The organism is Streptomyces camelliae (assembly GCF_027625935.1).
GTDB classification, from domain to species: Bacteria; Actinomycetota; Actinomycetes; order Streptomycetales; family Streptomycetaceae; genus Streptomyces; species Streptomyces camelliae.
Genome location: NZ_CP115300.1, coordinates 633,501 through 658,055, shown reverse-complemented (window position 1 = coordinate 658,055; position 24,555 = coordinate 633,501). Strand labels below are relative to the sequence as shown.

Genomic DNA, 24,555 nt, shown 5'->3' with positions numbered 1-24,555 from the left:
CCTCACGCTCTCCGGGAGCCTGATCACCCGAGGCGCGGGGGTCACCCCGATGTCCCACCCCCACCGCTCCACCGACCGGCCGTCACCTCCCGTGCCACGCACCGCCACTGCTCCTCCCCACCGGGAAGAGGCCAGGCCCAGCTGGGCCGTTGAGCGGTGTGCAGGTCCCGGAGGCGACGGGCCAGGTCCGGCCCCGCGATGGCGGCACCGTCCGGGACAGCGTGACCGTGGGCGGCGCGCAGTTCGGTGAAACGGGCCAGCTCGGTCTCGTAGCGGCGCACCGCCTGCTCGGTGCCCGCGGCCACCTCGTCGCTGGGGGCGGTGCGGTGCAGATGCAGCAGCGGGGGTACGGCCGACTCGGCGATCGCCGCGGCGAGCCGTGCGTGGCCGTCCAGCAGGAGATGGCAGTCCAAACCGCTGACCCACCAGAGCAGAACGGGCGGCAACGTGCCGTCGCGGGCCTGCTTGCGGTAGGCCTTGACCCGGCTGTCGTCGGCGTCCGGCATCGGCCGCAGCGGCAGAATCTCCCACGAGCCGCTGTGGACGAACCAGTCGATGTATCCGTCCGGATGGCCCTCGATGAGCATCGACGCCCAGAACTCGGCCTCCGGTCGCCGGCTGTGGTTCCAGCGCAGGAGCGGACTCTCCGGCGAAAGCAGCCAGCGGCCGTCGTGCAGTGGGCTGCCCGGCGCATCGAGCAGGTGCTGTACGAAGCGGTGCGCCCAGCGATCCGGGCGGCCGGCCAGCGTCCGTCCCGTCTCGGCACGCAACGGCGGCAGGGGCGATCGGTAGGCGTCGGTGCGCCAGAACTCCACCCCGCAGAAGTCCTCGTCCACGACAGTCAGCAGCACGGGGCACGACTGCTGGGCGAGCAGCAGCCGCCGCCCGGCGCTGAACAGGCACAGGCCTGGTCGGCGACCTGCCTCCACCTCCACTGACAAGCCTGTCCACGTGCCGTCGTCCCGGGTGATGTCCGTGCGCCGCATGCCGAGACGATACGCCGGGGGGGGGAGGTCCGGGAGGCCTGGGGGTTCCAGCGGCCGCAGCTGTCGCCGCGTGACCGCAGCCTGGTCAGGGTGAGCAAAATGGCCGCGCTCATGATGCTCGTGGCCGGAGCCACCGGGCACTTCGGAATCGCTCTGCTGAAGCAGCTGCAGGCGTGCGGGGCCGGCCGGTGCGGGGCATGCGGTGCTCGTGTCGTCCATCACCGTCCTGGGGCGGGATGCGGTGCTGGATGTGACGGGCGGTGTCCTCGACGACGCCCTGCTGAGGGTCCGCGACACGGTCCCCGGGGTCACCGGCTCCCCGGGGGAATTGGCCTCGGGTGATCGGCCGAAGGGGATTGTCAGACCCGCACGCTACGTTGATCCCATGACCACCACTGTTGAAGGCAGCACCGAGCGCATCAGGCCGCAGCAGTTCCATGAGACCCCTGGCCTGGGGGACTGGCGTGTCGTCGGAGAAGGAGCGTGCGCCTTCTTCCGAACCGGGTCGTTCGCCGCCGGTGCACGGCTTGTGCAGGCGATCAGTGAGTTGCCGGGCCTGGGGGACGAGCAGCCGGACGTGGACCTCAGACACCAGGGCGTGAGCGTGCGGCTGATCACGGTCACGGACGACTACTACGGGCTGACCGAGCGGCACACCGAGGTGGCCCGGCAGATCTCCGACGCCGCGCGCGCACTGGGGATACCGGCCGACCCGTCCGCCGTACAGACCGTCCAGGTGACGGTCGACGCCCTCGTGGGAGCCGACGTGGTGCCCTTCTGGCGCGCCCTGCTCGGCTACGAGGAGCGTGCGCGCAGCGGCGAGGACCTCATCGATCCGCTCCGGCGCGGGGCACCCTTCTATTTTCAGCACATGGACGCACCGCGCCCGCAGCGCAACCGCGTTCATGTCGATGTCTGGGTGCCGTACGACCAGGCCGAGGCGCGGATAGCCGCGGCGCTCGCGGCCGGCGGACGTCTGGTGAACGACGCCGACGCGCCGTCGAACTGGGTGCTGGCCGACCCCGAGGGGAACGAGGCGTGTGTCGGCGTGGCGGGCTGGATCGGGCCGGACTCCGGCCCCCAGTGACACCACGGCCGTCCAGGACGTCAGGACCGGCCATCGAGACCCTTGCGAAGGTACCGCGCGCCATCCGGCCCAGGCCGGTGCTGCCAGTCCGGCGCCCATGATGAGATCGCGAAGGACGCGTACCGCGCGTGCGTGCCGAAGGCGACGGTGCCGCCGTTGACCTTCACCCTGGGGAAGGCCACAGCATCGGTGGGGTCGGGCGATGTGCCCGGCATGAGGAGGGGCGGGCATGGGACTGCTGACCATCGGGGCGTTCGCGAAGGCGTCCCGGCTGTCGCCGAAGGCGTTGCGTCTCTACGACGAGCTCGGCCTGTTGGCTCCCGCGCGCGTCGACCCGGTCACCGGCTACCGCCTGTACGCAGCGGAACAGCTCGACCAGGCCCGACTGGTCGCCTGGCTCCGGCGTCTCGGGATGCCCCTGGCCCGGATCCAGCACGTCTGCACGCTGGAGGCGGGCCGGGCGGCCCAGGAGATCCGCGCCTACTGGGGTCAGGTGGAGACCGATACCGCCGCACGGCGGGACCTGGCCGCCTTCCTCATCGACCATCTGTCCCGGAAGGACTCTGCCATGGCCCCGACCGTCAAGCCCCTGGAGATCCGGTACGCCGCCCTGTCCGATGCGGGCCTCGTCCGCGAGAGCAACCAGGACACCGCCTACGCCGGGCCCGCGCTGCTCGCCGTCGCCGACGGCTGCGGCAGCACGGGCGCCACCGCGAGCGCGGCCGCCGTCGAAGCCCTCAAACGCCTGGAGGCCGACTGCATTCCGGCCGGCAACCTCCTCAACATCCTCGAAGACGCCGTCGACCGGGCCCGGCAGGCCGTGTACGACGCCGCCGGAACCGGCACCTGTGCCGAACGGGCCGGTACGACTCTCACCGCGATGCTCTGGACCGGCTCGCAGATGGCCCTCGTCCACATCGGCGACTGCCGGGCCCACCTCCTGCGCGACGGGAGGCTGTTCCAGATCACCCACGACCACACCGTGGTGCAGTCGATGATCGACGAGGGACGCCTCAGCCCGGAGGAAGCCCTCTCCCACCCCCAGCGGGCCATGCTGGCACGAGCGCTGGGCCTGGGCTCCGACGGCACCCCCGACCTGCGCCTGCACGACGCCCAGCCGAACGACCGGTACCTGCTGTGCTCCGACGGTCTGACCGGCGTCGTACCGACCGAGGCGATCCGCGAGGTGCTCGCCGGGACGCCGGAGCCCGAGCAGGCCGCCCGCGAACTCATCGCCCTGGCCAATGCGTCCGGCGGTCCCGACAACGTCAGCTGCGTGGTGGCCGACGTCGTGGGGTGACGCCAGGGACGTGACCGGGAGGTGGGGCGCATGCCGCGGAGCGCGGACCTGGCCGCTACTCGACGGTCGGGTCCTCCTGGCTGTGCCACAGGGCCCGCTTCACGGCCTGCTCCACCTCGCACCGGTCGGCACAGGTGGCCGCGGCATGCGCGGAGATGGCCGCCTGGACCGCCTCGGACGCCTTGTGCCAGCGCCGCAACTGCGCGTCGTAGGCGTCGCCGGAGAGTCCCGCCAGCTTCGCGCGCTCTTCCTCGGCGGACCGTTCCAGCTTGATCAACTCATCAGGTACCTCTGCCACGGGCCGGATCGTAGACGCCGAGCACACCACGCCGACCGCCGGACGCACCGGGCGATCGGGTGGAGCCGCCGCGGCCCGCGCACAGGAGGCTCCGGTCAGAAGTGGGTGGCGATTCCGAAGGCACGCCGGAGTTGAGCCATGTCGTGCAGATCGCGTTCCGACGGCTGGTATCCCTGGTGGAAGTAGACCTGCTGCTCGGCGGACAGACACCGGACCGCCGATCCCCGGATGGTGCCCGTCACGAAACACGACGAGGGGTAGGTGAACGGGTGCCCCGGCAGGGGTGACGCCTGCCGCGCGGATCCGTCCTCGGCGAAGACCAGTGGGTGCATGTCGACCTCCCGTCCGTCCGGCGCGGCGACGACGAACCGGACGGGCCTCCAGTCGAGGCTCTCCGCGAAGCCCGCGCCGGAAAGGGCGGCCACCACGGCGGTTTCCTGCTCCTGCCGGTGCATCAGATCCAGGTCGCGGTGGTCTCGCGTCTGCTTGCCGATCAGCGCGTCGATCCCCCAACCGCCACCGACCCAGACGTCGGCCCCGGCACGTCGTAGGACGGCCAGGACGGACAACACGTCTTCGGCTGTCATCACTCGACGCAGGCTAGAAGCGATCCCACGCAAGAGCGAACCAATTCCCCCCGGCCCGTGGTCGTGGATTCGCTGCTCGTCGGCGCGCAGGAAGTTCCGCAGGCTCACTCGCGAGGTGCGATCTCCCGTCCGTTCGCGTCCCGGACGGTGATGGCCAGCATCGGGCAGATGTCGGCGGCTTCCAGGGCACGGTCGTCGCTCTCCGCGATGTGCTCGCTGACGGGGTGTGCGTGGTCGTCGTCGAGGGCGAACAGATCGGGGGCGGCCCCGGCACACATCCCGGAGCCGATACAACGGTCGGAGGAGACGTGCAGCTGCCAGCTCATGGGCCGCCTCACCAGCCCACCGGCATGACGCGGGGGCCGCGTACCAGCATCTCGGTCTTCCAGGTGATGTCACCGGCGACATGCAGCCGGGGGAAGCGGGCCACCAACGCGCCGATGGCCTCCTGGAGTTCGAGGCGGGCGAGGGGTGCCCCGAGGCAGTGGTGGACGCCGTGCCCGAAGCCCAGATGCGCGTTGCCGCTGCGGGCGATGTCGAGCGTGCCGGCCGCGCTGAAGCGCAGCGCGTCGCGGTTGGCCGCGCCGACGGCGACCAGCACCGGCTCCCCCGCCCGCACGAGGGTGCCGCCGACCTCGATGTCCTCCTTGGCGTAGCGGGGCTGACCGGCGCCGCTGCCCAGGGGCACGAAACGCAGCAGCTCCTCGATCGCGCTGGTGATGAGCGCGGGCTCGGCGCGCAGCCGGGACAGCGCCTCGGGATGGTCGAGGAGAGTGAGCACGAAGTTGGGGATCTGGGTGGCCGTGGTCTCGTGGCCGGCGACGAGGATGCCGACGCACAGGTCGACGAGCTCCAGCTCCGACAGCCGGTCGCCCTGATCACGCGCCTCGATCAGCGCCGTCATCAGGTCGTCCCGCGGCCGCTCGCGATGCGCGGTGATCAGCTGGGCCATGTACGCGCGCAGCTCTTCGCGATTGCGGTCGAACTCCTCTGCGGTCAGCGAGCTGGTGGACAGCGCCGCGTCGCTCCAGGTGCGAAAGCGCGGGCGGTCCTCCTCCGGGACTCCGAGGAGCCGGCAGATCACCGCGACCGGGATGGGCAGGGCGTAGCGGTCGACCAGGTCGACCGGCGGCCCCGCCGCCGTCATCTCATCCAGCAGAGCGGACGTCAGCTCCCGGATCTGCGGGCGGAGTTTCTCGACCTGGCGGACGGTGAAGGCCTTCGCGACCAGGGAACGCAGCCGGGTATGGTCGGGCGGATCCATGCTGAGGATCCCGCTGTCCCGCCTGCCCTCGGAGGCACGCGGCTCGTCGTGTTCGAGGCCCAGGGCCCGGCTGAAGCGCTGGTCACCGAGGACCAGCCGGGCGTCCGCGTAACGGGTGGCGAGCCAGGCCGGCTCCCCGTACGGAAGCTGGACGCGTAACAGGCCCGGGGTGTCACGAGCCCGTTCGTACGCGTCGGACAGGGCCAGTTCCTGGCTGGAGTTGAAGGGATAGGCGAGGGGTGCGTGGTCCGTGGCCGTCACTGCTGCCTCCCTTGTGTAAGCATGCGCTTACAACGCTAGGAGCTGGTCACCGGGCGGTCAACGACGCTAATCAGCCGTTACCCTGACGGCTCCTCGGCAGGCGCGAGCGGGCTCACGGCGGCACAAAGGAGTAGAGGGTGGACACCGACACCGGCGAGCACACGCGGCAGCAGGACCGACCCGACGGCGGCCCGCCGAGCGAGGACGTCCCACTGGTCAAGGGCGTCCCACTGGTCGAGGACGTTCCGCACCGCCCGCGTGACGCCCGGGGGACCCGTGCGCGCATTCTGCACGCGGCGGGCGCGGTCTTCGCGGAGCGTGGATACGAGGCGGCCACCGTCCGGGACATCGCCGGCCGCGCCGGAGTGAACCAGGCGCTCATATTCCGCTATTTCGGCTCCAAGAAGGCCCTGCTCACGGAGGTCATGGCGCAGGGAGGCAAGGAGCAGTTGGTCAACACGCCGCCGGACCGGCTGTTCGAGACCGCGCTGCGCGGTGTCCTCGCGGACGGCGGCAGACCCGACTGGAACCGGATGCTGGCGGTCTACCTCCGCTCCATAGGCAGCGCCGACGCCGCCCCCGACACCGTCCGCGCACTGGGCGAGGAGTACGCCGCCGCGCTCGCCACCCTCTCCTCGGCCGACGACAGCACACTGCGCGCCCAGCTCGCCATGGCCTGGTTGCTCGGCATCGGTGTGATGCGGACCGTGGTCGGCCAGGAACCGCTGGCCAGCGCGGAACCGGACGAGATCTGCGGCCATGTGCTCACGGCCCTCGAAAGCCTCCTGCACGACGAGGACGAGGGAGGTCCCGGGGGCCGCACCGAGGAGCAAGGACCCGCCGACCGGCCGTAGCACCCGTGAACCGGTCCAGGAGGCTTCCCCGGGGCGCTGGGTTTGTCATGATCCAGCCGTGGCCGAAATGAACTCGCTCACGTACGAGGCGCGGTACGGCTGGGACCGCCGGACCAGCGCGGTCGTGGCGCTCAGTGCCGTTTTCACCGTGGCGCTGCTGCTCCCCGGTACGCCGCTGTACGCACGCATTCTGGGCCTGCCGTTGTTCAGCGCGGGTGGGCTGTTCATGGTGTACGTGGCCAGGAGCGGCAAGGTCGCGTTCCGGGCCGACGAAACGGGCGTACTACTGGGCGGGAGCCCCGCGAGGTACGAGGCCACCACCGCCCACGGGCCCTGGGACGACATCACGGGTGTCGTCCTCTGGCAACCAGCGCGCGGGCAAGGCCACCGTCCCCTACGTCGGGGTGAGCCGGCGAGAGGGCGCCCCGGCGCTGCCCGGAGGCGGTCCGGCGGCTCGTGCCGTCCTGGAACACTTACTTCTGTTGCCGGCCGACATCGTGGTCGCGTCCCGGGCGGTGACAGGCTGGCGTCCGGACGCGGAGCGGTTGATCGGCGCCGTCACCCACTTCGCGCCGGGCATCCCCGTGCTTGAATATCCGCGCTCCTAGGCTGTGCGCCCCGCGGCGGCCCGCACCGCGGCTCAGAACGCCCAGCGCGTATGGGTGTACACCCCGTCGTGACGGCCGAAGCCGTACGCCGTGTCCGGGACCACCGCGAACAGCACCGCGTCCCCCGTGCGCAACGCGTCCCCGATCCCGTGGAAGGTGCCCTCGGGCGAGGTGATGTGCGCCCCGTACTTCGCCTCGTACGCCGCGATGACCTCCTCCAGCACGGCCGGATCGGCGACCGGCTCGGCGTCGCCCACGACCACGAGGTCGAGGCCTTCGCCGAGCGAGTTCCCGCCGGTGGTCAGCGCGCAGTGCCGGTGACGGGCGAGGTTGCGCGCCTTCTGTTCCCCCGGACCGGTGGAGAAGTACAGCACCCCGTCGTGCCAGGCGGCGATCACGGGCGTGACGTGCAGCCGGCCGTCGGGCCGCACCGTCGAGACCCAGAAGATCTCGGCGGCCCCCAGCTTCCGCTGGGCCGCCTCCCACTCGGTGGCGGTGACGTCCGCGGCACCGGGGCGTGGATTGAGCGCGGAACTGTAGCGGGCGTCCAGCTCAGTCGTGGGCTGCTTGACTGGTCCTCGTCCGGGCATGGCAGATCTCCTTGCTCCCAGCTGTGAAGACCGGCGCGACGGACGGAAGTCATCGCCGCGTCGACGGCCCGTTCCCCAGTGGGTGAGTGACAGGCGTGGGCTGTGACGCGCCTGTTGCAGAATATGTGAGGTACGTCACAGCTTCCGGCAGGCTCTGCCTGGTGGGCTCGGCGGGTGACGTCGCTGTTGATTCTGCTTGTCCCGGCCGGGCTGATCCTTTCCGTCGCCCTCACCGGCTATGGCCTGGGGAGCCTCGGGCGGGTCGGTCTGCGCCGTGCGAGCGGTCAGGTGCGGCTGAAGAGCGCGGCCGCTGTCCTCGGAGCCGTTGCCGTGGCCCTGTACGCGTGGGGCCTGCTCCACATCGCCGGCGCCGTCCTGGACGCGGAGGACGGTGGCACCGGGTCCTCCCCGCTCCTGCCCTGCCGGATGCACGGACAGGGGGAACGGGCGCTGACCGTTGTCGACTACAGCGTGGACTACATACCCCTGCGGTTCGTCTGCGAGACGAAGGGCGGGGGAGGCTATGCCGCCGAGTCCGTTCCCGGCTACATCAACCCCGCCGTGCTGGGCTGCGCGCTGGCCGCCGTCGTATGTGCCGGTGCGGCCGCCGTCGAATCCGAGCGTGGCCTCAGGAAAAGGCCGGGCGCGTGACGTCGGCCGGCCGCAGCGGCGTGAGCGCCGGCACCCGTCAGTTTCTGATCCTCAAGTCGCCGGATCCGTGAGGCGGTTGATGCGATACACCTCCGGAACACAGAGATTGAGCACCGCAGCGGCGGCGATCAACCCGGCGCATGCCAGCAGGACACTGCGGCTGTCCCATACGCGGGACGCGAGCGCGGTGATGAGGTAGCCAAGGGGGATGGCGAGGCGTTCCCCGACACCGTTGAACGCGCTCATACGGCCCTGTTCGGCCTGGGGCACGTGCTGTTGGAAGGCGGTGGTCCACGCGACGATCGCGACGTCGAGCCCGAGCCCCGCCAGCGAAGAGGCCAGCAGGACGACGGGCAGTGCCACACCGCAGGCCATGCAGGTCAGGGGCAGTGCCAGGGCGCCGCCCGCCGAGACCGCGACCGTGAGCAGGCGGTGCGGTCTCCAGCGCAGGCACACCAGGGTGCCGGCGAGCAGGCCGGAGGCGAACGCCGCCTGGACCAGGCCCCAGTCGCGCGCCCCGGCATACTGCTGTGCGGCGACGAGAGGCCCCAGCAGCTGGAACCCGGCCAGCCACGCTGCGACGAGGACGGTCCCGGCGACGGTGTAGGTCCACAACCAGGTACGTGACCAGAAGCCCGTCCACCCCGCCCGCAGGTCGGCCGGCACACCGCCGGTGCCGCCGGGCGGAGCGTCCAGCCGCAGGCCGAGCAGCAGGACAGCCGCGGCGGCGAATGTGAAAGCGTCCCAGGCCAGGGCCCAGGCCGCGCCACTGGCCGCGACGACGAGTCCGCCGACGACCGGCCCCAGAACCTTGACCGCGTTGCCCGGCAGCCTGAGCAACACGTTGGCCCGCTGTACATGCTCAGCGGGAACCATCTGCGCGACGGCGCCCTGCGCGGCGGGGACGATGAAGGACGCGGCGGTCCCGGAGACGAAGCCGCACACCGCGATCGATGCCGTCGTCGCATGTCCCGTGGCCACGGTGACAGCCAGCGCACTCTGCGCGCCCGCCGCCAGCAGATTGCCGACGAAGAGGATTCTGCTCCGGGACAGGCGGTCCGCGAGAACGCCGCCCGCCAGGAGGAACACGATCGTGGGGACGGTGTTCGTGGCAAGCACGAGACCGAGAGATCCCGCGCCGCCGCCGCGCTCGATGACGGAGTAGGCCAGCGCGAGAGGGGCCATCGCGGACCCGGTGGCCGAAATGAGATGGGCCGACATGAACCGCCGGAAGGCCACGACTCCCCACGGGCCGTTCATGATCGGCGGTGCCTCGACGGCGGTCTTCATGGTCTCCCTTGAGCCTCGGATGCGGCGAGCCCGTTGCCGTCGTCCGCTGCGAAGTCCCCTGCGCCTGACGCGTGTGAAGGACAGCCCCGCACCCTACGCCTCAGTAGGCTTGCGGGTCGAGCAAAGGAGCGCTGCGCATAGCCTATCGATTAAAGACGATCAGCCGCGAGGAACATCTGGCCTTTGTCGGAAGCCGGGTGTCGGTGAGTCACCTGCAGGTTCCCTCGTAGGGCGATGTGAAGCCGGACTGGCGGGCGGAGAGCCTCGGTTGGTACGACGCGGAGGATCGCCTGGTGGGGACCGGACTGGTGCTGATGCGCCCGTTGCCCAGGCTGAAGCGGTACCTCGCCTGCCCGAGGGCCCGGTCATCGACTGGGCCGCGGCGGATCTGGAGCACTGGCTTCAGCCGATGCTCGCGTATCCGAAAGAGCGGGCGCTTTCTCGGCCAGAATGGGGCCGCTCGCCGTTGGAGCGCCGACGCGGTCAAGGCGGACATCACGGACCCGCGGGCCAGGCGGCTGGGGGGAGGTGACAGTCACCGTGCACGAGCCGCGGGCCTTCGACCTCGCCGACCGGCTGTCACGGATGGGCTGGCGGCGGACCGGGGCCGACGGGCAGGACGGCTTCGCCGCGGGCCAGCCGCGCTACGTCTTCCAAGTCTCCTTCGCCGGGCGCACGTGGGAGGACATCCAGCGTGCCTTCAACCAGCTGTGGCGCCGCAACATCAAGAAGGCCGAGAAGGCCGGCGTCAAGGTCGTCCACGGCGGCTACGACGACCTGCCCGCCTTCTACGAGCTCTACGCCGAGACCGCCGAGCGGGACCGTTTCATCCTCTGTGCGACGCCCACGAACTCGGAGTCGGCATCTACGACTTCCGTGGCATCACCGACACACTGGAGGAGGACAACCTGCTGGGACTGCTCCGGTTCAAGGTCGGCACCGGCGGCCAGGCGGTCGAACACATCGGCGAGTGGGACTACCCGCTCAACAAGATGCTGCACAAGGCCCTCGGCCTCTACGTGTCCCGGCGCTGATCGAGTGGAGGAGGAGCCCGGTGGAGTTGCGCAACGTCGTACCGGACGATGTCGACGCCTACGTCCGGATGCGATGCGATCCGGTCATGATGGCCGACCTCGGCGGACCGCTGCCGCGCGCGGGCATGGCGGACAAGGTCCGCAGAGATGCGCGGGAGGCGGCCGCTGATGTCTCCTGGATCAAGGCGATCGTTCCCGATCCGGCCCGCCCCGACGTGGTCGCGGGAACGGTGACCATCTGGTCCCACGCATCCCACGACAGCGACGACATCGATGACCCTTGGGACGGCGATGACACCGGCGACGGAGCGATGTCCGAGATCGGCTGGATGGTTCTGCCGGAATTCCAGGGCCAGGGGCTGGGCAAGCGCGCCGTCCGCGCCCTCCTGGCGCAGGCCCGTGACCAAGACCGCTGGGGCCTCGTGCACGCCTTCCCGGCGACGGCCAACGCGGCCTCGAACGGCATCTGCCGCTCCGTCGGCTTCCGGCTCCTCTCGCAGACCGACGTGACCTTCGCAGGCCGGATCCTCAGGTCCAACCACTGGGTCATCGACCCCGCGCAGGACTTGGTCTGACCTGCGTGCCGCCGGCCGGAACGCCCCCGTGTCCGGCTCAGGCGGGCAGGTTCAGCTGCCAGGAGACGCCGAAGCGGTCGTTGACCCAGCCGAACTTGGTGCTGAATCCGTAGGTCCCCAGAGGCATGAGCTCGGTGCCTTGCTCGGCGAGGGCCGCGTAGAGGCGGTCGAGCTCGGCCTCGTTCTCGCACTGCACGAAGAGCGAGATCGAGGGCGTGAAGGTGAACTCGTGCTGCGCGGGGCTGTCGATGCACATGTAGTGCTGGCCCGCGAGTGAGAACGTGGCGTGCTGCACGCTCCCCTCCTTGCCGGGACCGTCGGCGCCGTAGCGGGTGATGTTGACGACCTCGGCGTCGTCGAAGAGCGAGATGTAGAAGGTCATCGCCTCTTCGGCGGTGCCCTCGAACATCAGGAACGTGGTGATCTTCTGTGGCGTCGTGATGTCCATGTACGTGCTCCTTCGGCGCCATCAGGGGGCGAGACGCGGTCATGGTATCCGGTGCCACAGCGAAACTGACGTTCCGTCACATGCGTGGGCACTCCTTTCCCGGGTTCGTGATCTGCGCCTCCCTGCGCGTGTGAGCCCTGTATGCGCCCCCGTCCGGGCGAGAAAACTGCCCTGGCGGCGGTGGAGTGGCCCAGAAGTGACCCACCGCATTCGTCCAAGGTGGGGAAGGCAGGTCGGTCGCCGTGTTGTTGCGTCTGCCCACGTCGGTGTCCGAAACGCAGGAGTGCCTGGCCGAAGGTGCTGTGCCGATCGGCGGGGCCACGCTGGTGTGGGCCACGTGGCAGCGGGACGGATTCCCCGACCTGGCGGTGTCCCTGCGTGAGGTGCCGGAGGCGAACGTGCTGGGCCGGGAGTCCGTGGGGGCCGCCGTGGTCCTGCACCGCATCGACGACCGGGTACCTGACGTGCTGCGCCTCGCGGCCGCCACGGTGGGCACCGGGGCCGTGCGGAGGACGGCGACGGTCGGCGGGAACGTCGTCGGCAGCACACTGCGCTGCCTGCTCCCCGCGGCACTCGTCCTCGACGCCCGGGCGACGGTCCTGGAACCCGACGGCGTCCGCGAGACGGACCTGGGCGAACTGGTCACCAAGCACCCCCTCCTGCTCAGCCTGCACTGGCGCACCCCGATCGCCAGCGCTTACCGCAAGCTGCCCGGTGAGGCAGGCGGCCCGCCGCCCCTGGTCGTCGCCTCGGCACGGTATGCGGAGGACGGCGGCGACCGTCTGCGGGTGGCCGTACGCGACGGCTACGACGTGCTCAGCGGCACCATCACCTGTGCCCCCGACCCCGACGAGACCCTGCACGCGCTGCGTACGACGGCCCTCGGCGACCTGCCGACCCCCGCATGGGACGCCGTCCGCGCCCAGGTCACCGGTCTCCTGAGCCGTCCCGGTACGGACTGAGTCAGCGATCACCCACAGCGACGACCGGTCCAGGAGGGGGCCCGCCGCGATGATGCGGCGGGCTTCTGCGCTCTCGCTGGAGTGTCATCTGTGTCACTTCCTCGGGCCGGACCGGAACGCACGGTGCTCGCGACACGTCATCGGGGGTGCCTTTGGTGACTGGGGGAATGATCATGAGCCTGACCGGGACGCCGTTCTTCGTCCTGCTGATCGTGGCCACCGCCGTGTGCGTGGCCGGCACCCTGGTGCTCTGGTCACGGCTCAGAGGCCCCCACTCACTGCGCTGGCTGCTGCGGCTGATGATGATCGGCCTGTGCCAGCTCACCGCGATCTCGGTGGTGGCGACCTGGATCAACAACGACTACGGCCTGTACGCCTCCTGGGACGACCTGCTGGGCAACGCCAACGGGGCCGCCGTCGCCATGCCCGGCCCCCCGGCCGACCGCGCGAAGTTCACCCACGGCGACTCGGGGATGCTCGACACCTACTTCCGGGGCAAGCACTCGCAACTGTCGGGGCAGGTCATCGTATGGACGCCGCCGCAGTACAGCCAGCCCCGGTACCGCCACACCCGCTTCCCGGTCGTGCTGCTCCTGCACGGCGTACCGGGCAGCCCCGCGTCCTGGCTGGAACACGGCGGCATGCCCCATGACTTCCAGCAGCTGATGAACGCGCGCACCTCACACCCCTTCATCCTGGCCATGCCGGTGGTCGACCCGGGCGGCGTCGACACCGACTGCACCGACCAGCCCAACCGGAAGGTCGCCACCTGGATGGCGCGTGACGTGCCGGAACTGATCAGCCACACGTTCCGCACCCTGCCCGGCCCCAAGGGCTGGGGCGTCATGGGCTTCTCCACCGGAGGCTTCTGCGCCGCGCGGCTCCCGCTGGCCTACCCGAAGGTCTTCGGCGTCGGCGCCGCGCTGGATCCCGACGCGCTGACCGGCGACACGGGCGTCATCGAGGACCCGGTGGCACGCGAGCACACCAGCCCCACGTACATGGTGAAGCGCAGCACCGCGTCGGTCAGCCTGTTTCTGGCCACCTCGGCCGAGGACCGGCTCAGCCCGCCGCACTACATCGAGCAGTTCGCGAGGGACGCTGCCGCGACGAGGGTCCAGACCCAGACCATGGTGCTGCCCGACGGCGGCCACAACTACAACACCTGGACGCGTCTGTACCCGGCCGCCTTCAGCTTCCTCAGCCGCCACACCACCGCGCCGAAGGGATGACCGGACAGCGAAGGACGCACCGGCACCCTCAAGACCTGCTGTGACCTGACGAGCAGCCGGCCTTGTGCTTCGCCGCGCCGAATCCCAGCGGCCCCCACCGGGCAGCCGAGGCCACACATCACGCAGGATCACGGAACGCCCTTGCCAGGATCTCGCTGTGTCAGTGGTGCCTGCGAGGCTGGTCCCCATGGACAGTGACGACGAGCAACTGCTGCGCGGCCGGGTGTACGGCCAGGACTACGACCGACCGGGCCCGCGGGCGGGGCAGCGGTACGTGGAACTGGTGGGCGGCCCACTGGACGGGCTGCTGCTCGACGTCACCGACCGGACGCCGGACGAGCTCGGCCCCGGTGTCGCCCTGGCCACCGAACTGGGGCGGTTCGGCGCCGGCGGCCGGGCGCTGTACGCACCGCGCCCCGGCGATCCGCGCCGCTTCGACTGGGTCGGCGACGCACCGTGAGAGTCCCCGACACCGCCATCGGCATCACGAGCGCGGGGCCGGGTCACTGTCTGGGCGAGACCGCCCGGTGTACGAAGGCCGGCGGAAGGTTGGGCCACACCACTGGGCCGCGGTCAACCGCGTGGAAGCGGTTCCGGAGGTCGGCGGCGAGGCGGCGGCCGGGCGGCGTCCACGCGGCGTGCAGATAGGCGAAGGTGGTGAACCGGCCGTTCGGCGTCAGCGCGCGCACCACCGCGTCGAGCGTCCGCCGCCGTTCGTCCGGCGGCATCACGGTCCACGGCAGCCCGGACACCACCGCGTCCACCGGCCCGCCCGCGGCCCGCGCCAGCTCGGCCGCGGCCCCGTGCACCACCGTGAGCCGGTCGTCGCGTCGGGTGGCCACCAGCCGCTCGGCCAGGTGCGGGTTGAGTTCGATGGCCATGAGCCGGGCGTCCGGTGCCAGCAGCCCGAGCACGGCGTCGGTGAACACGCCGGTCCCCGGGCCGAGTTCGACGACGAGCTTCGCCTCCTCCAGTCCGATGTGCTGGGTCATGGCCCGGGCCAGCCGGCGCGAGCTGGCGGCCACCGCGCCGGTCATGAGGGGGCGCCTGAGGAATTGAGTGGTGAGTGACACGGCCGACATGCTCGGCGGCGGCCGCGTGGCCACGCGTCGTGTCCCTGGCCCGCCCGGGTGGTCTTCCGGGCCTCGCCCGGGTAGTCCTCAGGGTCCGTCCGGGTAGCTCTGGGGGAGGACCCCGGTGACGACCCTGGGACGACGCCCGGCAGGCCGCCGGAGCCGTAGCGTGAACCGGTGCTTCGCCTGATCCAGACCCTGCCGCGTCTGCGGCTGCGCCACCCCTGGCTGACCGACGCCGTGCTCGTCGCCCTCGTCGCCGTACCCCCGGTGCTCGGCGAACGGCCCGGCTGGCGGCCTGTGTGGGTGCAGGTCATGGTGTACGCCGCCTTCGTACTGCCCCTGCTCGTGCGGCGCACCCGGCCGGTGGCGGCCGCCGCGGTCGTCACGGCCGCCTTCTGGGCGCAGTACCTGTGGCACGTGTGGGGTCAGGAACCGGGGCGCGGGGTCATCGCGCTGGCCGCGGTCTTCTACACCCTGGTGGTGCGGGGGCTGCGTCGGCAGGCGGCCGTCCTCGCGGTGTGCGCCGCGTCGTGTGTCCTGCTGTGGGTGCCGGACTGGCTGACGGCAGCCGCCGCCCGGGACCGCACTGTGTGGTTCACTCCGGCGTCCGTGCTGTTCTGGCTCGCCGGTTCCTGGATGTGCGGCGCGTACGTCCGGGCCCGCCGCGCCTACCTCGGCGAGTTCGCCCGGCGCGCCGAGCTCGCCGAGTCGACGCGGCTGGCGCTGGCCCGTGCCGCCGTCGCCGAGGAACGGGCCCGTATCGCCCGTGACATCCACGACGTCCTCGCGCACGGCGTGACGGTGATGGTCCTCAACGCCGAGGGCGCCCGGCTGGCCGGTGCCACCGACCCCACGGCCGCCGACCGGGCCCTCGCGGTGATCGGCGCCACCGGGCGGGACGCGCTCGGAGAACTCCGGCGCCTGCTGGACGTGTTGCGCGGCGAGGAGGATGTGGCCGCGCACACCCTGGACGACCTTGCCCCGCTCGTCGCCCGCTGTCCCACCGACACCGTCCTCGAACTGCTCGGCGAGCGCGCGGAGGTGCCGGAGGAGGTGGTCGAGGAGACGTACCGGATCGTGCAGGAGGCGCTGACCAACGTGGCCAAGCACGCCTTGCCGGGCGCGCGGGCCCGGGTGCGGGTCGACCTCGGCGCGCCGGGCCCGGACCGCCGGATCCACGTCCGCGTCGACAACACGGCCGGCGGCACCCACGGCATCGACGGCACGGACGCCATCGCCGGCGCCACCGCCACCCGTCCCGCACCGCCCTCCGGCGGACGCGGCCTCACCGGCATGCGGGAACGGGCCGCCCGGCACGGCGGCGCCGTGACGGCCGGTCCCACCCCCGACGGTGGCTGGCGCGTCACCGCGAGCCTGCGGCCCCAGCCGGTCCCGGCGGTGACCCGGTGAGCGCCCCGTCCCGGATCCTGCTCTGCGACGACCAGGAACTGATCCGGATGGGACTGCGCATGGTCATCGACAGCCAGCCCGATCTCACGGTGGTCGGTGAGGCGGCGGACGGGCAGACGGTGCTGGAACGCAGCGCCGAACTCCGCCCGGACCTGGTCCTGATGGACATCCGCATGCCCGGCGTGGACGGCCTCGCCGCCACCCGTCGGCTGTGCGCCGGCCCGGCCGCGCCCAAGGTGCTCGTGGTGACGACGTTCGACCTCGACGAGTACGCCTACGGTGCGCTGCGCGCCGGGGCCAGCGGCTTCCTGGTGAAGGACGCGCTCGGCGAGGAGATCCTGGTGACCGTCCGCGCCGTCCTGCGCGGCGACGTGATGATGGCTCCCTCGGTGATCCGCCGCCTGGTGGAGCGCTTCGTGCTGCCGGAGAGCTCCGCCGTCCACACCGATCGCCTCGGCCTGGTGACGGACCGGGAACGGGAGGTGCTCACACTGGTCGCGCGCGGCCTGAGCAACCGGGAGATCGCCGGCCGGCTGCACCTCGGCGAGACGACGGTGAAGACCCATCTCGGCCGGATCCTGGCCAAGCTGGACCTCCGGGACCGCGTGCACGCCGTGATCTTCGCCTACGAGAGCGGACTGGTCCGGGTGGGCGCCTGACCGGTGACGAGGGACTCCAGGGCGCCGGCGGAGGGCGAACCGGGCTCGGCCGTGATCAGGACCACCTCCTGGTCGTCCTCCGGGACCAGCAGCACATCGCAGTTCAACCGCAGCCTGCCCAGCTCCGGATGGTCCAGGGTCTTGGCGCGGTGACCCGGCGCGTGCACCGGATGGGTCTGCCAGATCTTCCGGAACTCGTCGCTCTCGGCATGCAACTCCTCCAGCATGGCGGCGAGTTGGGGATCCTGCGGGTAGCGTTCCGCGGCCCGGCGCAGCCGCGCCACCGCGATGTGCCCGAACTCCGGTGTCCCGGACGTCTCGTACGTGCGCCCCTCACCGAGGAAGCGCCGCCGGGCCAGGTTGGCCGTGTCCCGTACCAGGTCGTCGCCGAGCAGGGCCCGGGCGGCCCGATTCCAGGCGACGACGCCGTAGGTGGCGTCGGTGACGATCGCCGCGGTCGCGGGCAGCCGCTCAAGCATCCGCGCCACCTGCGGGCGCACCCGCCGCACGGGCCGGGTGGCGGGCGGGGCGGCCGAGCCGGCCAGCCGGAACAGAGGAGTGCGCTCGGCCGGGGCGAGCCGCAGCGCGGAGGCGAGCGCGTCCAGGACGCGGGGGGAGGGGCGGGGCCCGCGGGCCTGTTCGAGCCGGACGTAGTAGTCGACCGACATATGGGCCAGCTCCGCGACCTCCTCCCGGCGCAGGCCGGGTGTCCGGCGCGGGACGCCGTCCGGCAGGCCGACCTCCCGCGCGCTGAGCGCCGCCCGGCGTTCCCGTAGGAAGCGGGCCAGTTCCTGCCTCGCCATGCCGTTGCCTCCCAGTCCGGCCCGGTACACGATGCTGCCTGGTACAGGTGATCCCTGGCAGGACGGCGCCGGCCGGGGAATCGTGGCCGGCATGAACGATCGCACAGCACTCGTCACCGGTGCCAACAAGGGCATCGGCCACCACATCGCCCGCCTGCTCGCCACCGAGGGTTTCACCGTGTACGTCGGCTCCCGTGACGCCGGACGCGGAACGGCCGCGGCGGCGGAGATCGGCGCCGGTGCCCGCCCGCTGCTCCTCGACGTCACCGACGCGGACGGCGTCGCACGCGCCGCGGCCCGCGTCGACCGTCTCGACGTGCTCGTCAACAACGCCGGCATCGCCGTCACCCTCGACCCGCCCGCCGAGGCCACCCTGGCGGACTTCCGCCGGACGTACGAGACGAACGTCTTCGGCGTGGTCGCCGTCACCAACGCCTTCCTGCCCGCCCTGCGCCGCTCGGACCGGCCCCGCATCGTGAACGTCTCCAGCGGCACCGCTTCCCTCACCTGGAGCACCGGCCCCAACCCGCAATTCACCCCGGGCAACGGCTACGGCGCCGCCTACCGCTCCGCCAAGTCCGCGCTCAACGCGCTCACCGTCTTCTACGCCCAGACGCTCGGCGCTCCCTTCAAGGTGAACGCGCTCGCCCCCGGTGCACGGGCCACCGATCTCAACCCCCGGGCCAGGGCGGTGGGCGGCGACCCGGAAGAGGGCGCACGCGGAGCCGTACGACTCGCGTTGCTCCCGGACGACGGGCCGACGGGCGGGTTCTTCTCCTGGGACGGGACACCGGTGCCCTGGTGACCGCCCACACGGTCGCCGGGCACGGGCCTGCCACGGCGGCGGACTGATGACCGAGATCGGGCGCCCGTACGCGTTGATGGGGCGGCGTGCCGAGGCGTGGTCCGTTCAGCGGCTGACGGCCCGGCACGACGGATCACGGTGACGTACTGAGGGCAGGGGCGGAAATTCCGGCACAGGGGCATAGACGCACGGACGGCTGGGAAAAAGTGATCTTGGAGGGTGCGATGCGCGAGGAGACGGGTGCCGAGCTGAGTACCGTGCCGAAGCTCATCGGCATCCACCATCGCGCCGACGTCGAAGGCACCGCGATCCGCCTGAGCCACGAGCACGACGACCACGCCTTCGTCGCGCCGGACGCCCTGGCCGGCCTGTTGCCCTCCGCCCACACCGGGACGCTCAAGATTCTCGACGCCGCGCGGACGCAGCGATGAGTTTTCGCGGCCCGGAGAGTCTCACCATGGTCATCGACTGCCCAGGGAGGAACACGTGGCTCAGCTGCTCAGGGTGCAGAACTTCAACGTCTCCAGCGACGGAATCGGCGCCGGCGAGGACCAGACCTTCGAGAGGCCGTTCGGCCACGTCGACCCCGGGAGGCTGTTCTCCTGGGCCGGTGCCACGGCGAGCTGGCCGATGCGCACCGACCCGGGCGGGAGCCGGGGACTCGACGACTACTTCACCCGGGACTTCGCCCGGAACATCGGTGCCGAGATCATGGGCCGCAACAAGTTCGGGCCCCAGCGCGGACCCTGGCAGGATCACGAGTGGCGCGGCTGGTGGGGTGACGAACCCCCCTTCCACACCCCGGTGTTCGTCATGACCCACCACAAGCGTCCCTCGTTCACGCTCTCCGACACCACGTTCCACTTCGTCGACGGCGACCCTGCCACGGTCCTGGCGCAGGCACGGGAGGCAGCGCAGGGCAAGGACGTCCGACTCGGCGGGGGAGCCACCACGATCCGGGAGTTCCTGGACGCCGACCTGGTCGACACCCTGCATGTGGCGGTCTCGCCGGTGAAGCTCGGGTCCGGTGTACGACTCTGGGAGTCCCCCGACGAACTGCTCGACCGGTTCCACCTTGAGGTCGTGCCCAGCCCGAGCGGCGTGACGCATCACCTGTTCTGGCGAAGGTGACACCGGGGCGCGGACACCTGACCGGCATCGCTGTGCAAGGGAGTGGTCTGTTTGTCCTCCTCCGCCTTCCGTACGGTCCCGGCCTCCGCCGACGTCGTGATCATCGGTGGTGGCGTGATGGGTGCGAGCACCGCCTTCCACCTCGCCGAGGCCGGGGTGCGGAACATCGTCCTCGTCGAACGCGGCGACCTCGGCCGCGGCAGCTCGGGCAAGCCGATCGGCGGGGTACGCGCCCAGTTCTCCGATCCGCTCAACATCGAGCTGGGCAACCGCAGTCTGCGTGCCTTCCGGGAGTTCGCCCACCGGCCCGGCGCCGACATCGGGCTCGACACCGTCGGCTATCTCTTCCTGCTCGACAGCGCACGGCAGGCGAGCGACTTCGAGGCCGGAGTCGGGCTCCAGAACAGCCTCGGCGTGCCGAGCCGCATGATCAGCCCGGAGGAGGCCCGGCGGCTGTGCCCGTACGTCAGCACCGAGGGCCTCGTCGCCGCCGCGTACTCCCCGGCCGACGGGCACGCCCGCCCCGCACGGGTCGTCCAGGGATACGCGCGGGCGGCGGCGCGGGCCGGTGTCACCGTCGCCACCCACACCGGCGTCCACGGCATCGACACGGCCGGAGACCGCATCGCCGCCGTACAAACCAGCCACGGCCGCATCGCGTGCTCCACCGTCATCTGTACGGCAGGGGCCTGGTCGGCGCGGATCGGCGCCATGGTGGGCGTCGACCTCCCGGTGCGGCCGGTGAAGCGGCAGCTGGCGTTCACCGCACCGCTGTTCCCGCCCGCCCCGCGCATCCCGTTCACCATCGACTTCTCCTCGACCGCCTACTTCCACAACAGCGACGACGGCCTGCTGCTCGGACTGGCGGATCCCGGTCAGGAGGAGGGCTTCGACACCACCTGGACCCCGCACTGGCTGGAGCTGTTCCGCGAGGTCGCCCGCCGCCGTGCCCCGGCGCTGGCCGAGATGAGGACCGTCGGCGGATGGGCCGGCCTGTACGAGGTCACACCGGACCACAACGCGCTGATCGGCCGCTCCGGCGCGCTGCCCGGCTTCCTGTACGCCACCGGATTCTCCGGCCACGGCTTCTTGCAGGCGCCCGCCGTCGGCGAAGTGATGCGCGATCTGTACCTGGGCCGCGCGCCGTTCACCGACATCGCGCCGCTCAGCGCCGACCGGTTCCGCCACGGCACCGGCACCCGCCCCGAAGCCCACGTGGTGTGAACCCCCGACCGAGAGGCCGAACCATGCCCACGATCAGCCAGTGGCGGCTGCGGGCCGCGTTCGCGGCGCGGCTGTCGCACATGTACGGGCAGGAGGTGCCCGCCTACACCACGCTCGTGGACGTCTCACGGGAGGTGAACGAGGACGTCCTGCGCGCGCGGGGAGCCGACGCCGAACGCCTCGGGTCCATCGGCCGGGTGACCGCCGAGCGGCACGGAGCCATCCGCGTCGGCACGCCACGGGAACTCCGGCAGGTCACCCGCGTCTTCGCCGCTCTCGGCATGCACCCCGTCGGCTTCTACGACCTGAGGGAGGCCGCCGCCAGCGCCGTACCCGTCATCTCCACCGCCTTCCGGCCCGTCGACGGCGCGGAACTCGCACGCAACCCCTTCCGGGTGTTCACCTCCATGCTCACCCCCGCCGACCCCCGTTTCTTCGACGCCGGCCTGCGCTCGCGCCTGGAGGCCTTCCTCGCCGGCCGCGAACTCTTCCCGCCCGAGCTGCTCACGCTGGCCGACCGCGCCGCCGCCGAGCGCGCACTGCCCGACGCCGAGGCCGAGCGGTTCCTTCAACTGGCGGTCGCAGCTTTCGAGTTGTCGGCCGAACCGGTCGACCGGGCGTGGTACGAGACCCTGGAGAAGGTCTCCGCCGTCGCCGCGGACATCGGCGGCGTCCGCAGCACACACATCAACCACCTCACCCCGCGCGTCCTCGACATCGACGAGCTGTACCGCCGTATGACCGACCGCGGCATCCAGATGATCGACACCATCCAGGGCCCGCCCGCCTGGCAGGGCCCCGACGTCCTGTTGCGGCAGACCTCCTTCCGCGCCCTGGCCGAACCCCGCGCCATGCGCAACCCGGACGGCAGGGTCGTCAGCGGCACCCTGCGGGTCCGCTTCGGCGAGGTCGAAGCCCGTGGCATCGCCCTCACCCGCCAGGGCCGTGCCCGCTACGACGAACTCCTCGGCCGTATCGACGAGCAGGCCGCTCAGAACCCCATGGAAGCCCGCGGGGACATCGCACGCGCGGTGTGGGAGCGGCACATGCCCGGCAGCGAGGAGGAACTCGCCGCCGGGGGACTGGCCTTCTTCACCTATCGGGTCACCGACGACCGGCCCCGCGACGGCAGCCGGCCGCCCACCACCCTCGCCGAACTGGTGCGGCAGGGCTGGGTCCGCGCCGAGCCCATCGTCTACGAGGACTTCCTGCCCCGCTCCGCCGCCGGCATCTTCCAGTCCAACCTCAGCGGCGACGGCACCCGCGACGACGGCCGGCAGGGCGCCGCGTACGACGCCGACTGGCTCTCCGGCGCCATCGGCCGCGACGTCCTCGACCCCTTCGCGCTGTACGAGGAGCAGCAGAACCGCTCCCTCGCACAGGTCGCCCGCGAGCTGGACCTCCCCGCCACCCTCGGCTGACCCTCACACCTCAAGGGACTCCCATGACCAGCACCGCACTGCCCACCACGGACGAGCTGCGCACCCGCGCCCGTGCCGCCCTCGGGACCATCGGCGCCGACGTACCCGAGGGCGACGATCTCCCGGCCCGCTCGCCCCTGACCGGTGAGAACCTCTTCGGACTGACGGCCGCCACCGACGCCGACACCGAAGACGCCGTCACCGCCGCCCGTACGGCGTTCCTGGCCTGGCGCGTCACGCCCGCGCCGCGCCGAGGTGAACTCGTCCGCCGACTGGGCGAGTTGCTGCGCGAGCACAAGAGCGACCTGGCCGACCTCGTCACCATCGAGGCGGGCAAGATCCGCTCCGAGGCGCTCGGCGAGATCCAGGAGATGATCGACGTCTGTGACTTCGCGGTCGGCCTGTCCCGCCAGCTCTACGGCCGCACGATCGCCTCCGAACGCCCCGGCCACCGGCTCGCCGAGACCTGGCACCCCCTGGGCGTCGTCGCCGTCATCTCCGCCTTCAACTTCCCCGCCGCCGTCTGGTCCTGGAACACCGCCATCGCCCTGGTCTGCGGCGACACCGTGATCTGGAAGCCCTCGGAACTCACCCCGCTGACCTCCCTGGCCTGCGACCACCTGCTCGCCCGCGCCGCCGCCGAGACCGGCGCCCCGCGCGCTGTCCACCGCCTGCTCCTCGGGGACCGCACGGTCGGCGAGAAGCTCGTGGACGACGCCCGCGTCGCCCTGGTCAGCGCCACCGGCTCCACCCGCATGGGCCGGGAGGTCGGCCCCCGTGTCGCCGCCCGCTTCGGCCGCAGCCTGCTGGAACTCGGCGGCAACAACGCCGCGATCGTCGCCCCGTCCGCCGACCTCGACCTCGCCGTCCCGGCCATCGTCTTCGCCGCGGCCGGCACCGCGGGCCAGCGCTGTACGACCCTGCGCCGTCTCATCGTCCACCGCGACATCGCCGACACCCTCATCGAGCGGCTGACCGCCGCATACACCAGGCTGCCCATCGGCAACCCGTTCGACGACACCACACTCGTCGGCCCGCTCATCTCCACCTCGGCCCTCGACGCCATGCACAGCGCCCTCACCCGCGTCCAGGCCCAGGGCGGCAAGATCCTCGCCGGCGGAAACCGGCGCCTCGCCACGGCGGCACCTGCGGCGGCCTACACCGAACCGGTGCTCGTCCGCGTCGACGAACAGACCGACGTCGTACGGGAGGAGACCTTCGCGCCGATCCTGTACGTCCTCACCTACGACACCCTCGACGAGGCGATCACGCTCCACAACGACGTCCCCCAGGGCCTGTCGTCCAGCATCTTCACCCGCGACCAGCAGGAGGCCGAGATCTTCCTGTCCGCGGCCGGCTCCGACTGCGGCATCGCCAACGTCAACATCGGCACCTCCGGAGCCGAGATCGGCGGCGCGTTCGGCGGCGAGAAGGACACCGGCGGCGGCCGGGAATCCGGCTCCGACGCCTGGAAGTCCTACATGCGCCCGGCCACCAACACCATCAACTACTCCAGCGAACTCCCCCTCGCCCAGGGCATCAGCTTCCTCTGACCGGGCGCCACGCGAGCGGCTGGCGTGTGGCCAAGAACGATCCCGTGCTGCTCCCGTGGCTCTTCCTGGACGTCGACGGAACGCTTATGCCCTACGACGGAGGAGGTGATAGCTCCGCTGCCCGAGCTTCCGGTGGCGGACTTGCCGGAGGTGCCGGAGGGGGCCGGGGCGGGCGCGCTGAACTGGAAGACCAGTGCCCTTGTCCGGGCCGCGGCGGGGCGCCCGTTCATCTGGGTGGACGACGCGATCACCGAACTCGACCGGGCCTGGCTGTCCACGCACCACCGAGGGCCGGCCCTCCTCCCCCCCATCGACTCCAGGACCGGACTCACGGAGCCCGACTTCGCCGTACTGGACGACTGGCTGACCCGTTGCCTGCCACACGATGACCAGGTGGTCATGCGGTGTTCACCCGGGCGCCGCTGAGGGGCGCCAGTGTGCGGGGG

At 71.5% G+C, this 24,555-nt stretch carries 27 protein-coding genes and 1 pseudogene; 18 read left to right on the top strand and 10 right to left on the bottom strand.

Annotation, left to right across the window (positions count from 1 at the left end; genetic code table 11):
* Positions 1-41: 41 nt before the first annotated feature.
* A complete protein-coding gene (locus tag O1G22_RS03180; protein WP_270079863.1) occupies positions 42-986 on the bottom strand; it encodes a hypothetical protein in 945 nt (314 codons plus the stop codon).
* 385 nt (positions 987-1,371) lie between these two features.
* On the opposite strand from O1G22_RS03180, the gene O1G22_RS03175 reads away from it, so the two are divergent.
* Together O1G22_RS03175 and O1G22_RS03170 are read left to right on the top strand one after the other, a co-directional pair.
* Positions 1,372-2,073 (top strand): VOC family protein, encoded by a 702-nt coding sequence (locus O1G22_RS03175; protein ID WP_270079862.1) that lies wholly within the window; start codon positions 1,372-1,374, stop codon positions 2,071-2,073.
* Between the two features lie 229 nt (positions 2,074-2,302).
* Positions 2,303-3,373 carry a MerR family transcriptional regulator gene (locus tag O1G22_RS03170; RefSeq protein ID WP_270079861.1) on the top strand — a complete coding sequence of 357 codons (1,071 nt, stop codon included), beginning with the start codon at positions 2,303-2,305 and terminating at the stop codon, positions 3,371-3,373.
* A gap of 55 nt (positions 3,374-3,428) precedes the next feature.
* On the opposite strand, the gene O1G22_RS03165 is transcribed toward O1G22_RS03170, so the two are convergent.
* The 4 genes from O1G22_RS03165 to O1G22_RS03150 form a co-directional block, all read right to left on the bottom strand.
* Positions 3,429-3,671: a hypothetical protein gene (locus O1G22_RS03165; protein WP_270079860.1), complete on the bottom strand. Its 243-nt coding sequence runs from the start codon at positions 3,669-3,671 to the stop codon at positions 3,429-3,431.
* A gap of 95 nt (positions 3,672-3,766) precedes the next feature.
* Complete coding sequence (locus O1G22_RS03160; RefSeq protein ID WP_270079859.1) at positions 3,767-4,258, bottom strand: nucleotidyltransferase domain-containing protein; 492 nt, start codon at positions 4,256-4,258, stop codon at positions 3,767-3,769.
* Between the two features lie 104 nt (positions 4,259-4,362).
* Entirely contained in the window at positions 4,363-4,584 is a 222-nt protein-coding gene (locus tag O1G22_RS03155) for a ferredoxin (RefSeq protein ID WP_270079858.1), read from the bottom strand.
* An 8-nt stretch (positions 4,585-4,592) separates the two neighbouring features.
* Complete coding sequence (locus O1G22_RS03150; protein WP_270079857.1) at positions 4,593-5,783, bottom strand: cytochrome P450; 1,191 nt, start codon at positions 5,781-5,783, stop codon at positions 4,593-4,595.
* A 137-nt stretch (positions 5,784-5,920) separates the two neighbouring features.
* Between O1G22_RS03150 and O1G22_RS03145 the strand changes: the two genes are divergently transcribed.
* Positions 5,921-6,637, top strand: a complete 717-nt coding sequence (locus tag O1G22_RS03145; protein ID WP_333492212.1) for a TetR/AcrR family transcriptional regulator — start codon at positions 5,921-5,923, stop codon at positions 6,635-6,637.
* A gap of 640 nt (positions 6,638-7,277) precedes the next feature.
* Here O1G22_RS03145 and O1G22_RS03140 read toward each other — a convergent pair.
* Positions 7,278-7,835 (bottom strand): pyridoxamine 5'-phosphate oxidase family protein, encoded by a 558-nt coding sequence (locus O1G22_RS03140; RefSeq protein WP_270079856.1) that lies wholly within the window; start codon positions 7,833-7,835, stop codon positions 7,278-7,280.
* 186 nt (positions 7,836-8,021) lie between these two features.
* On the opposite strand from O1G22_RS03140, the gene O1G22_RS03135 reads away from it, so the two are divergent.
* Positions 8,022-8,486, top strand: a complete 465-nt coding sequence (locus O1G22_RS03135; protein WP_270079855.1) for a hypothetical protein — start codon at positions 8,022-8,024, stop codon at positions 8,484-8,486.
* Positions 8,487-8,537: 51 nt separating this feature from the next.
* On the opposite strand, the gene O1G22_RS03130 is transcribed toward O1G22_RS03135, so the two are convergent.
* Positions 8,538-9,776, bottom strand: coding sequence for an MFS transporter (locus O1G22_RS03130; RefSeq protein ID WP_270079854.1), 1,239 nt, complete (start codon positions 9,774-9,776; stop codon positions 8,538-8,540).
* 137 nt (positions 9,777-9,913) lie between these two features.
* On the opposite strand from O1G22_RS03130, the pseudogene O1G22_RS44735 reads away from it, so the two are divergent.
* Together O1G22_RS44735 and O1G22_RS03115 are read left to right on the top strand one after the other, a co-directional pair.
* Positions 9,914-10,810 (top strand): annotated as a pseudogene (locus tag O1G22_RS44735) (lipid II:glycine glycyltransferase FemX).
* 20 nt (positions 10,811-10,830) lie between these two features.
* The gene (locus O1G22_RS03115) at positions 10,831-11,385 is read left to right on the top strand and encodes a GNAT family N-acetyltransferase (protein ID WP_270079852.1); all 555 of its coding nucleotides are present in this window, start codon (positions 10,831-10,833) and stop codon (positions 11,383-11,385) included.
* A 37-nt stretch (positions 11,386-11,422) separates the two neighbouring features.
* Here O1G22_RS03115 and O1G22_RS03110 read toward each other — a convergent pair whose 3' ends face one another.
* On the bottom strand, positions 11,423-11,833 hold the full coding sequence (locus tag O1G22_RS03110) for a VOC family protein (protein ID WP_270079851.1): 411 nt from the start codon (positions 11,831-11,833) through the stop codon (positions 11,423-11,425).
* Positions 11,834-12,075: 242 nt separating this feature from the next.
* On the opposite strand from O1G22_RS03110, the gene O1G22_RS03105 reads away from it, so the two are divergent.
* The 3 genes from O1G22_RS03105 to O1G22_RS03095 all read left to right on the top strand — a co-directional run bounded on the left by O1G22_RS03105 (position 12,076) and on the right by O1G22_RS03095 (position 14,487).
* Positions 12,076-12,795, top strand: coding sequence for an FAD binding domain-containing protein (locus O1G22_RS03105; protein ID WP_270079850.1), 720 nt, complete (start codon positions 12,076-12,078; stop codon positions 12,793-12,795).
* Between the two features lie 173 nt (positions 12,796-12,968).
* Positions 12,969-14,027: an alpha/beta hydrolase gene (locus O1G22_RS03100; protein WP_270079849.1), complete on the top strand. Its 1,059-nt coding sequence runs from the start codon at positions 12,969-12,971 to the stop codon at positions 14,025-14,027.
* 187 nt (positions 14,028-14,214) lie between these two features.
* Positions 14,215-14,487 (top strand): hypothetical protein, encoded by a 273-nt coding sequence (locus tag O1G22_RS03095; RefSeq protein WP_270079848.1) that lies wholly within the window; start codon positions 14,215-14,217, stop codon positions 14,485-14,487.
* A gap of 43 nt (positions 14,488-14,530) precedes the next feature.
* Here the strand turns inward: O1G22_RS03095 and O1G22_RS03090 are convergent, their stop codons facing one another.
* Positions 14,531-15,109, bottom strand: coding sequence for a class I SAM-dependent methyltransferase (locus O1G22_RS03090; protein WP_270086306.1), 579 nt, complete (start codon positions 15,107-15,109; stop codon positions 14,531-14,533).
* Between the two features lie 168 nt (positions 15,110-15,277).
* Here O1G22_RS03090 and O1G22_RS03085 point away from each other — a divergent pair, with 168 nt between their 5' ends.
* The gene (locus O1G22_RS03085; RefSeq protein ID WP_270079847.1) at positions 15,278-16,513 is read left to right on the top strand and encodes a sensor histidine kinase; all 1,236 of its coding nucleotides are present in this window, start codon (positions 15,278-15,280) and stop codon (positions 16,511-16,513) included.
* The gene (locus O1G22_RS03080; RefSeq protein WP_270079846.1) at positions 16,510-17,172 is read left to right on the top strand and encodes a response regulator; all 663 of its coding nucleotides are present in this window, start codon (positions 16,510-16,512) and stop codon (positions 17,170-17,172) included. The genes O1G22_RS03085 and O1G22_RS03080 overlap by 4 nt, the downstream gene beginning before the upstream one ends.
* Here O1G22_RS03080 and O1G22_RS03075 read toward each other — a convergent pair.
* Positions 17,139-17,975, bottom strand: coding sequence for a helix-turn-helix transcriptional regulator (locus O1G22_RS03075; RefSeq protein WP_270079845.1), 837 nt, complete (start codon positions 17,973-17,975; stop codon positions 17,139-17,141). The two genes, O1G22_RS03080 and O1G22_RS03075, sit on opposite strands and share 34 nt — an antisense overlap.
* Before the next feature lie 91 nt (positions 17,976-18,066).
* Here O1G22_RS03075 and O1G22_RS03070 point away from each other — a divergent pair, with 91 nt between their 5' ends.
* The 7 genes from O1G22_RS03070 to O1G22_RS03040 all read left to right on the top strand — a co-directional run bounded on the left by O1G22_RS03070 (position 18,067) and on the right by O1G22_RS03040 (position 24,535).
* The gene (locus O1G22_RS03070) at positions 18,067-18,780 is read left to right on the top strand and encodes an SDR family NAD(P)-dependent oxidoreductase (protein ID WP_270079844.1); all 714 of its coding nucleotides are present in this window, start codon (positions 18,067-18,069) and stop codon (positions 18,778-18,780) included.
* A gap of 224 nt (positions 18,781-19,004) precedes the next feature.
* Positions 19,005-19,211, top strand: coding sequence for an NUDIX hydrolase (locus O1G22_RS03065; RefSeq protein ID WP_270079843.1), 207 nt, complete (start codon positions 19,005-19,007; stop codon positions 19,209-19,211).
* Positions 19,212-19,266: 55 nt separating this feature from the next.
* Positions 19,267-19,911, top strand: coding sequence for a dihydrofolate reductase family protein (locus O1G22_RS03060; protein WP_270079842.1), 645 nt, complete (start codon positions 19,267-19,269; stop codon positions 19,909-19,911).
* A gap of 51 nt (positions 19,912-19,962) precedes the next feature.
* On the top strand, positions 19,963-21,135 hold the full coding sequence (locus O1G22_RS03055; RefSeq protein WP_270079841.1) for an NAD(P)/FAD-dependent oxidoreductase: 1,173 nt from the start codon (positions 19,963-19,965) through the stop codon (positions 21,133-21,135).
* Between the two features lie 23 nt (positions 21,136-21,158).
* On the top strand, positions 21,159-22,556 hold the full coding sequence (hglS, locus tag O1G22_RS03050) for a 2-oxoadipate dioxygenase/decarboxylase (protein WP_270079840.1): 1,398 nt from the start codon (positions 21,159-21,161) through the stop codon (positions 22,554-22,556).
* A 23-nt stretch (positions 22,557-22,579) separates the two neighbouring features.
* Complete coding sequence (gene amaB, locus O1G22_RS03045) at positions 22,580-24,109, top strand: L-piperidine-6-carboxylate dehydrogenase (protein ID WP_270079839.1); 1,530 nt, start codon at positions 22,580-22,582, stop codon at positions 24,107-24,109.
* Positions 24,110-24,214: 105 nt separating this feature from the next.
* Positions 24,215-24,535 (top strand): hypothetical protein, encoded by a 321-nt coding sequence (locus O1G22_RS03040; protein ID WP_428986314.1) that lies wholly within the window; start codon positions 24,215-24,217, stop codon positions 24,533-24,535.
* The last annotated feature ends 20 nt before the right edge of the window (positions 24,536-24,555 follow it).

Excerpts from the sequence above, each read along its gene's own strand:
- O1G22_RS03065 (WP_270079843.1), top strand. The coding sequence starts at position 19,005 with ATGCGCGAGGAGACGGGTGCCGAGCTGAGTACCGTGCCGAAGCTCATC.
- O1G22_RS03095 (WP_270079848.1), top strand. The coding sequence starts at position 14,215 with ATGGACAGTGACGACGAGCAACTGCTGCGCGGCCGGGTGTACGGCCAG.
- hglS (WP_270079840.1), top strand. The coding sequence starts at position 21,159 with ATGCCCACGATCAGCCAGTGGCGGCTGCGGGCCGCGTTCGCGGCGCGG.
- O1G22_RS03180 (WP_270079863.1), bottom strand. The coding sequence starts at position 986 with ATGCGGCGCACGGACATCACCCGGGACGACGGCACGTGGACAGGCTTG.
- O1G22_RS03110 (WP_270079851.1), bottom strand. The coding sequence starts at position 11,833 with ATGGACATCACGACGCCACAGAAGATCACCACGTTCCTGATGTTCGAG.
- O1G22_RS03170 (WP_270079861.1), top strand. The coding sequence starts at position 2,303 with ATGGGACTGCTGACCATCGGGGCGTTCGCGAAGGCGTCCCGGCTGTCG.
- amaB (WP_270079839.1), top strand. The coding sequence starts at position 22,580 with ATGACCAGCACCGCACTGCCCACCACGGACGAGCTGCGCACCCGCGCC.
- O1G22_RS03160 (WP_270079859.1), bottom strand. The coding sequence starts at position 4,258 with ATGACAGCCGAAGACGTGTTGTCCGTCCTGGCCGTCCTACGACGTGCC.
- O1G22_RS03070 (WP_270079844.1), top strand. The coding sequence starts at position 18,067 with ATGAACGATCGCACAGCACTCGTCACCGGTGCCAACAAGGGCATCGGC.
- O1G22_RS03130 (WP_270079854.1), bottom strand. The coding sequence starts at position 9,776 with ATGAAGACCGCCGTCGAGGCACCGCCGATCATGAACGGCCCGTGGGGA.
- O1G22_RS03090 (WP_270086306.1), bottom strand. The coding sequence starts at position 15,109 with ATGTCGGCCGTGTCACTCACCACTCAATTCCTCAGGCGCCCCCTCATG.
- O1G22_RS03140 (WP_270079856.1), bottom strand. The coding sequence starts at position 7,835 with ATGCCCGGACGAGGACCAGTCAAGCAGCCCACGACTGAGCTGGACGCC.
- O1G22_RS03175 (WP_270079862.1), top strand. The coding sequence starts at position 1,372 with ATGACCACCACTGTTGAAGGCAGCACCGAGCGCATCAGGCCGCAGCAG.
- O1G22_RS03100 (WP_270079849.1), top strand. The coding sequence starts at position 12,969 with ATGAGCCTGACCGGGACGCCGTTCTTCGTCCTGCTGATCGTGGCCACC.
- O1G22_RS03075 (WP_270079845.1), bottom strand. The coding sequence starts at position 17,975 with ATGGCGAGGCAGGAACTGGCCCGCTTCCTACGGGAACGCCGGGCGGCG.
- O1G22_RS03155 (WP_270079858.1), bottom strand. The coding sequence starts at position 4,584 with ATGAGCTGGCAGCTGCACGTCTCCTCCGACCGTTGTATCGGCTCCGGG.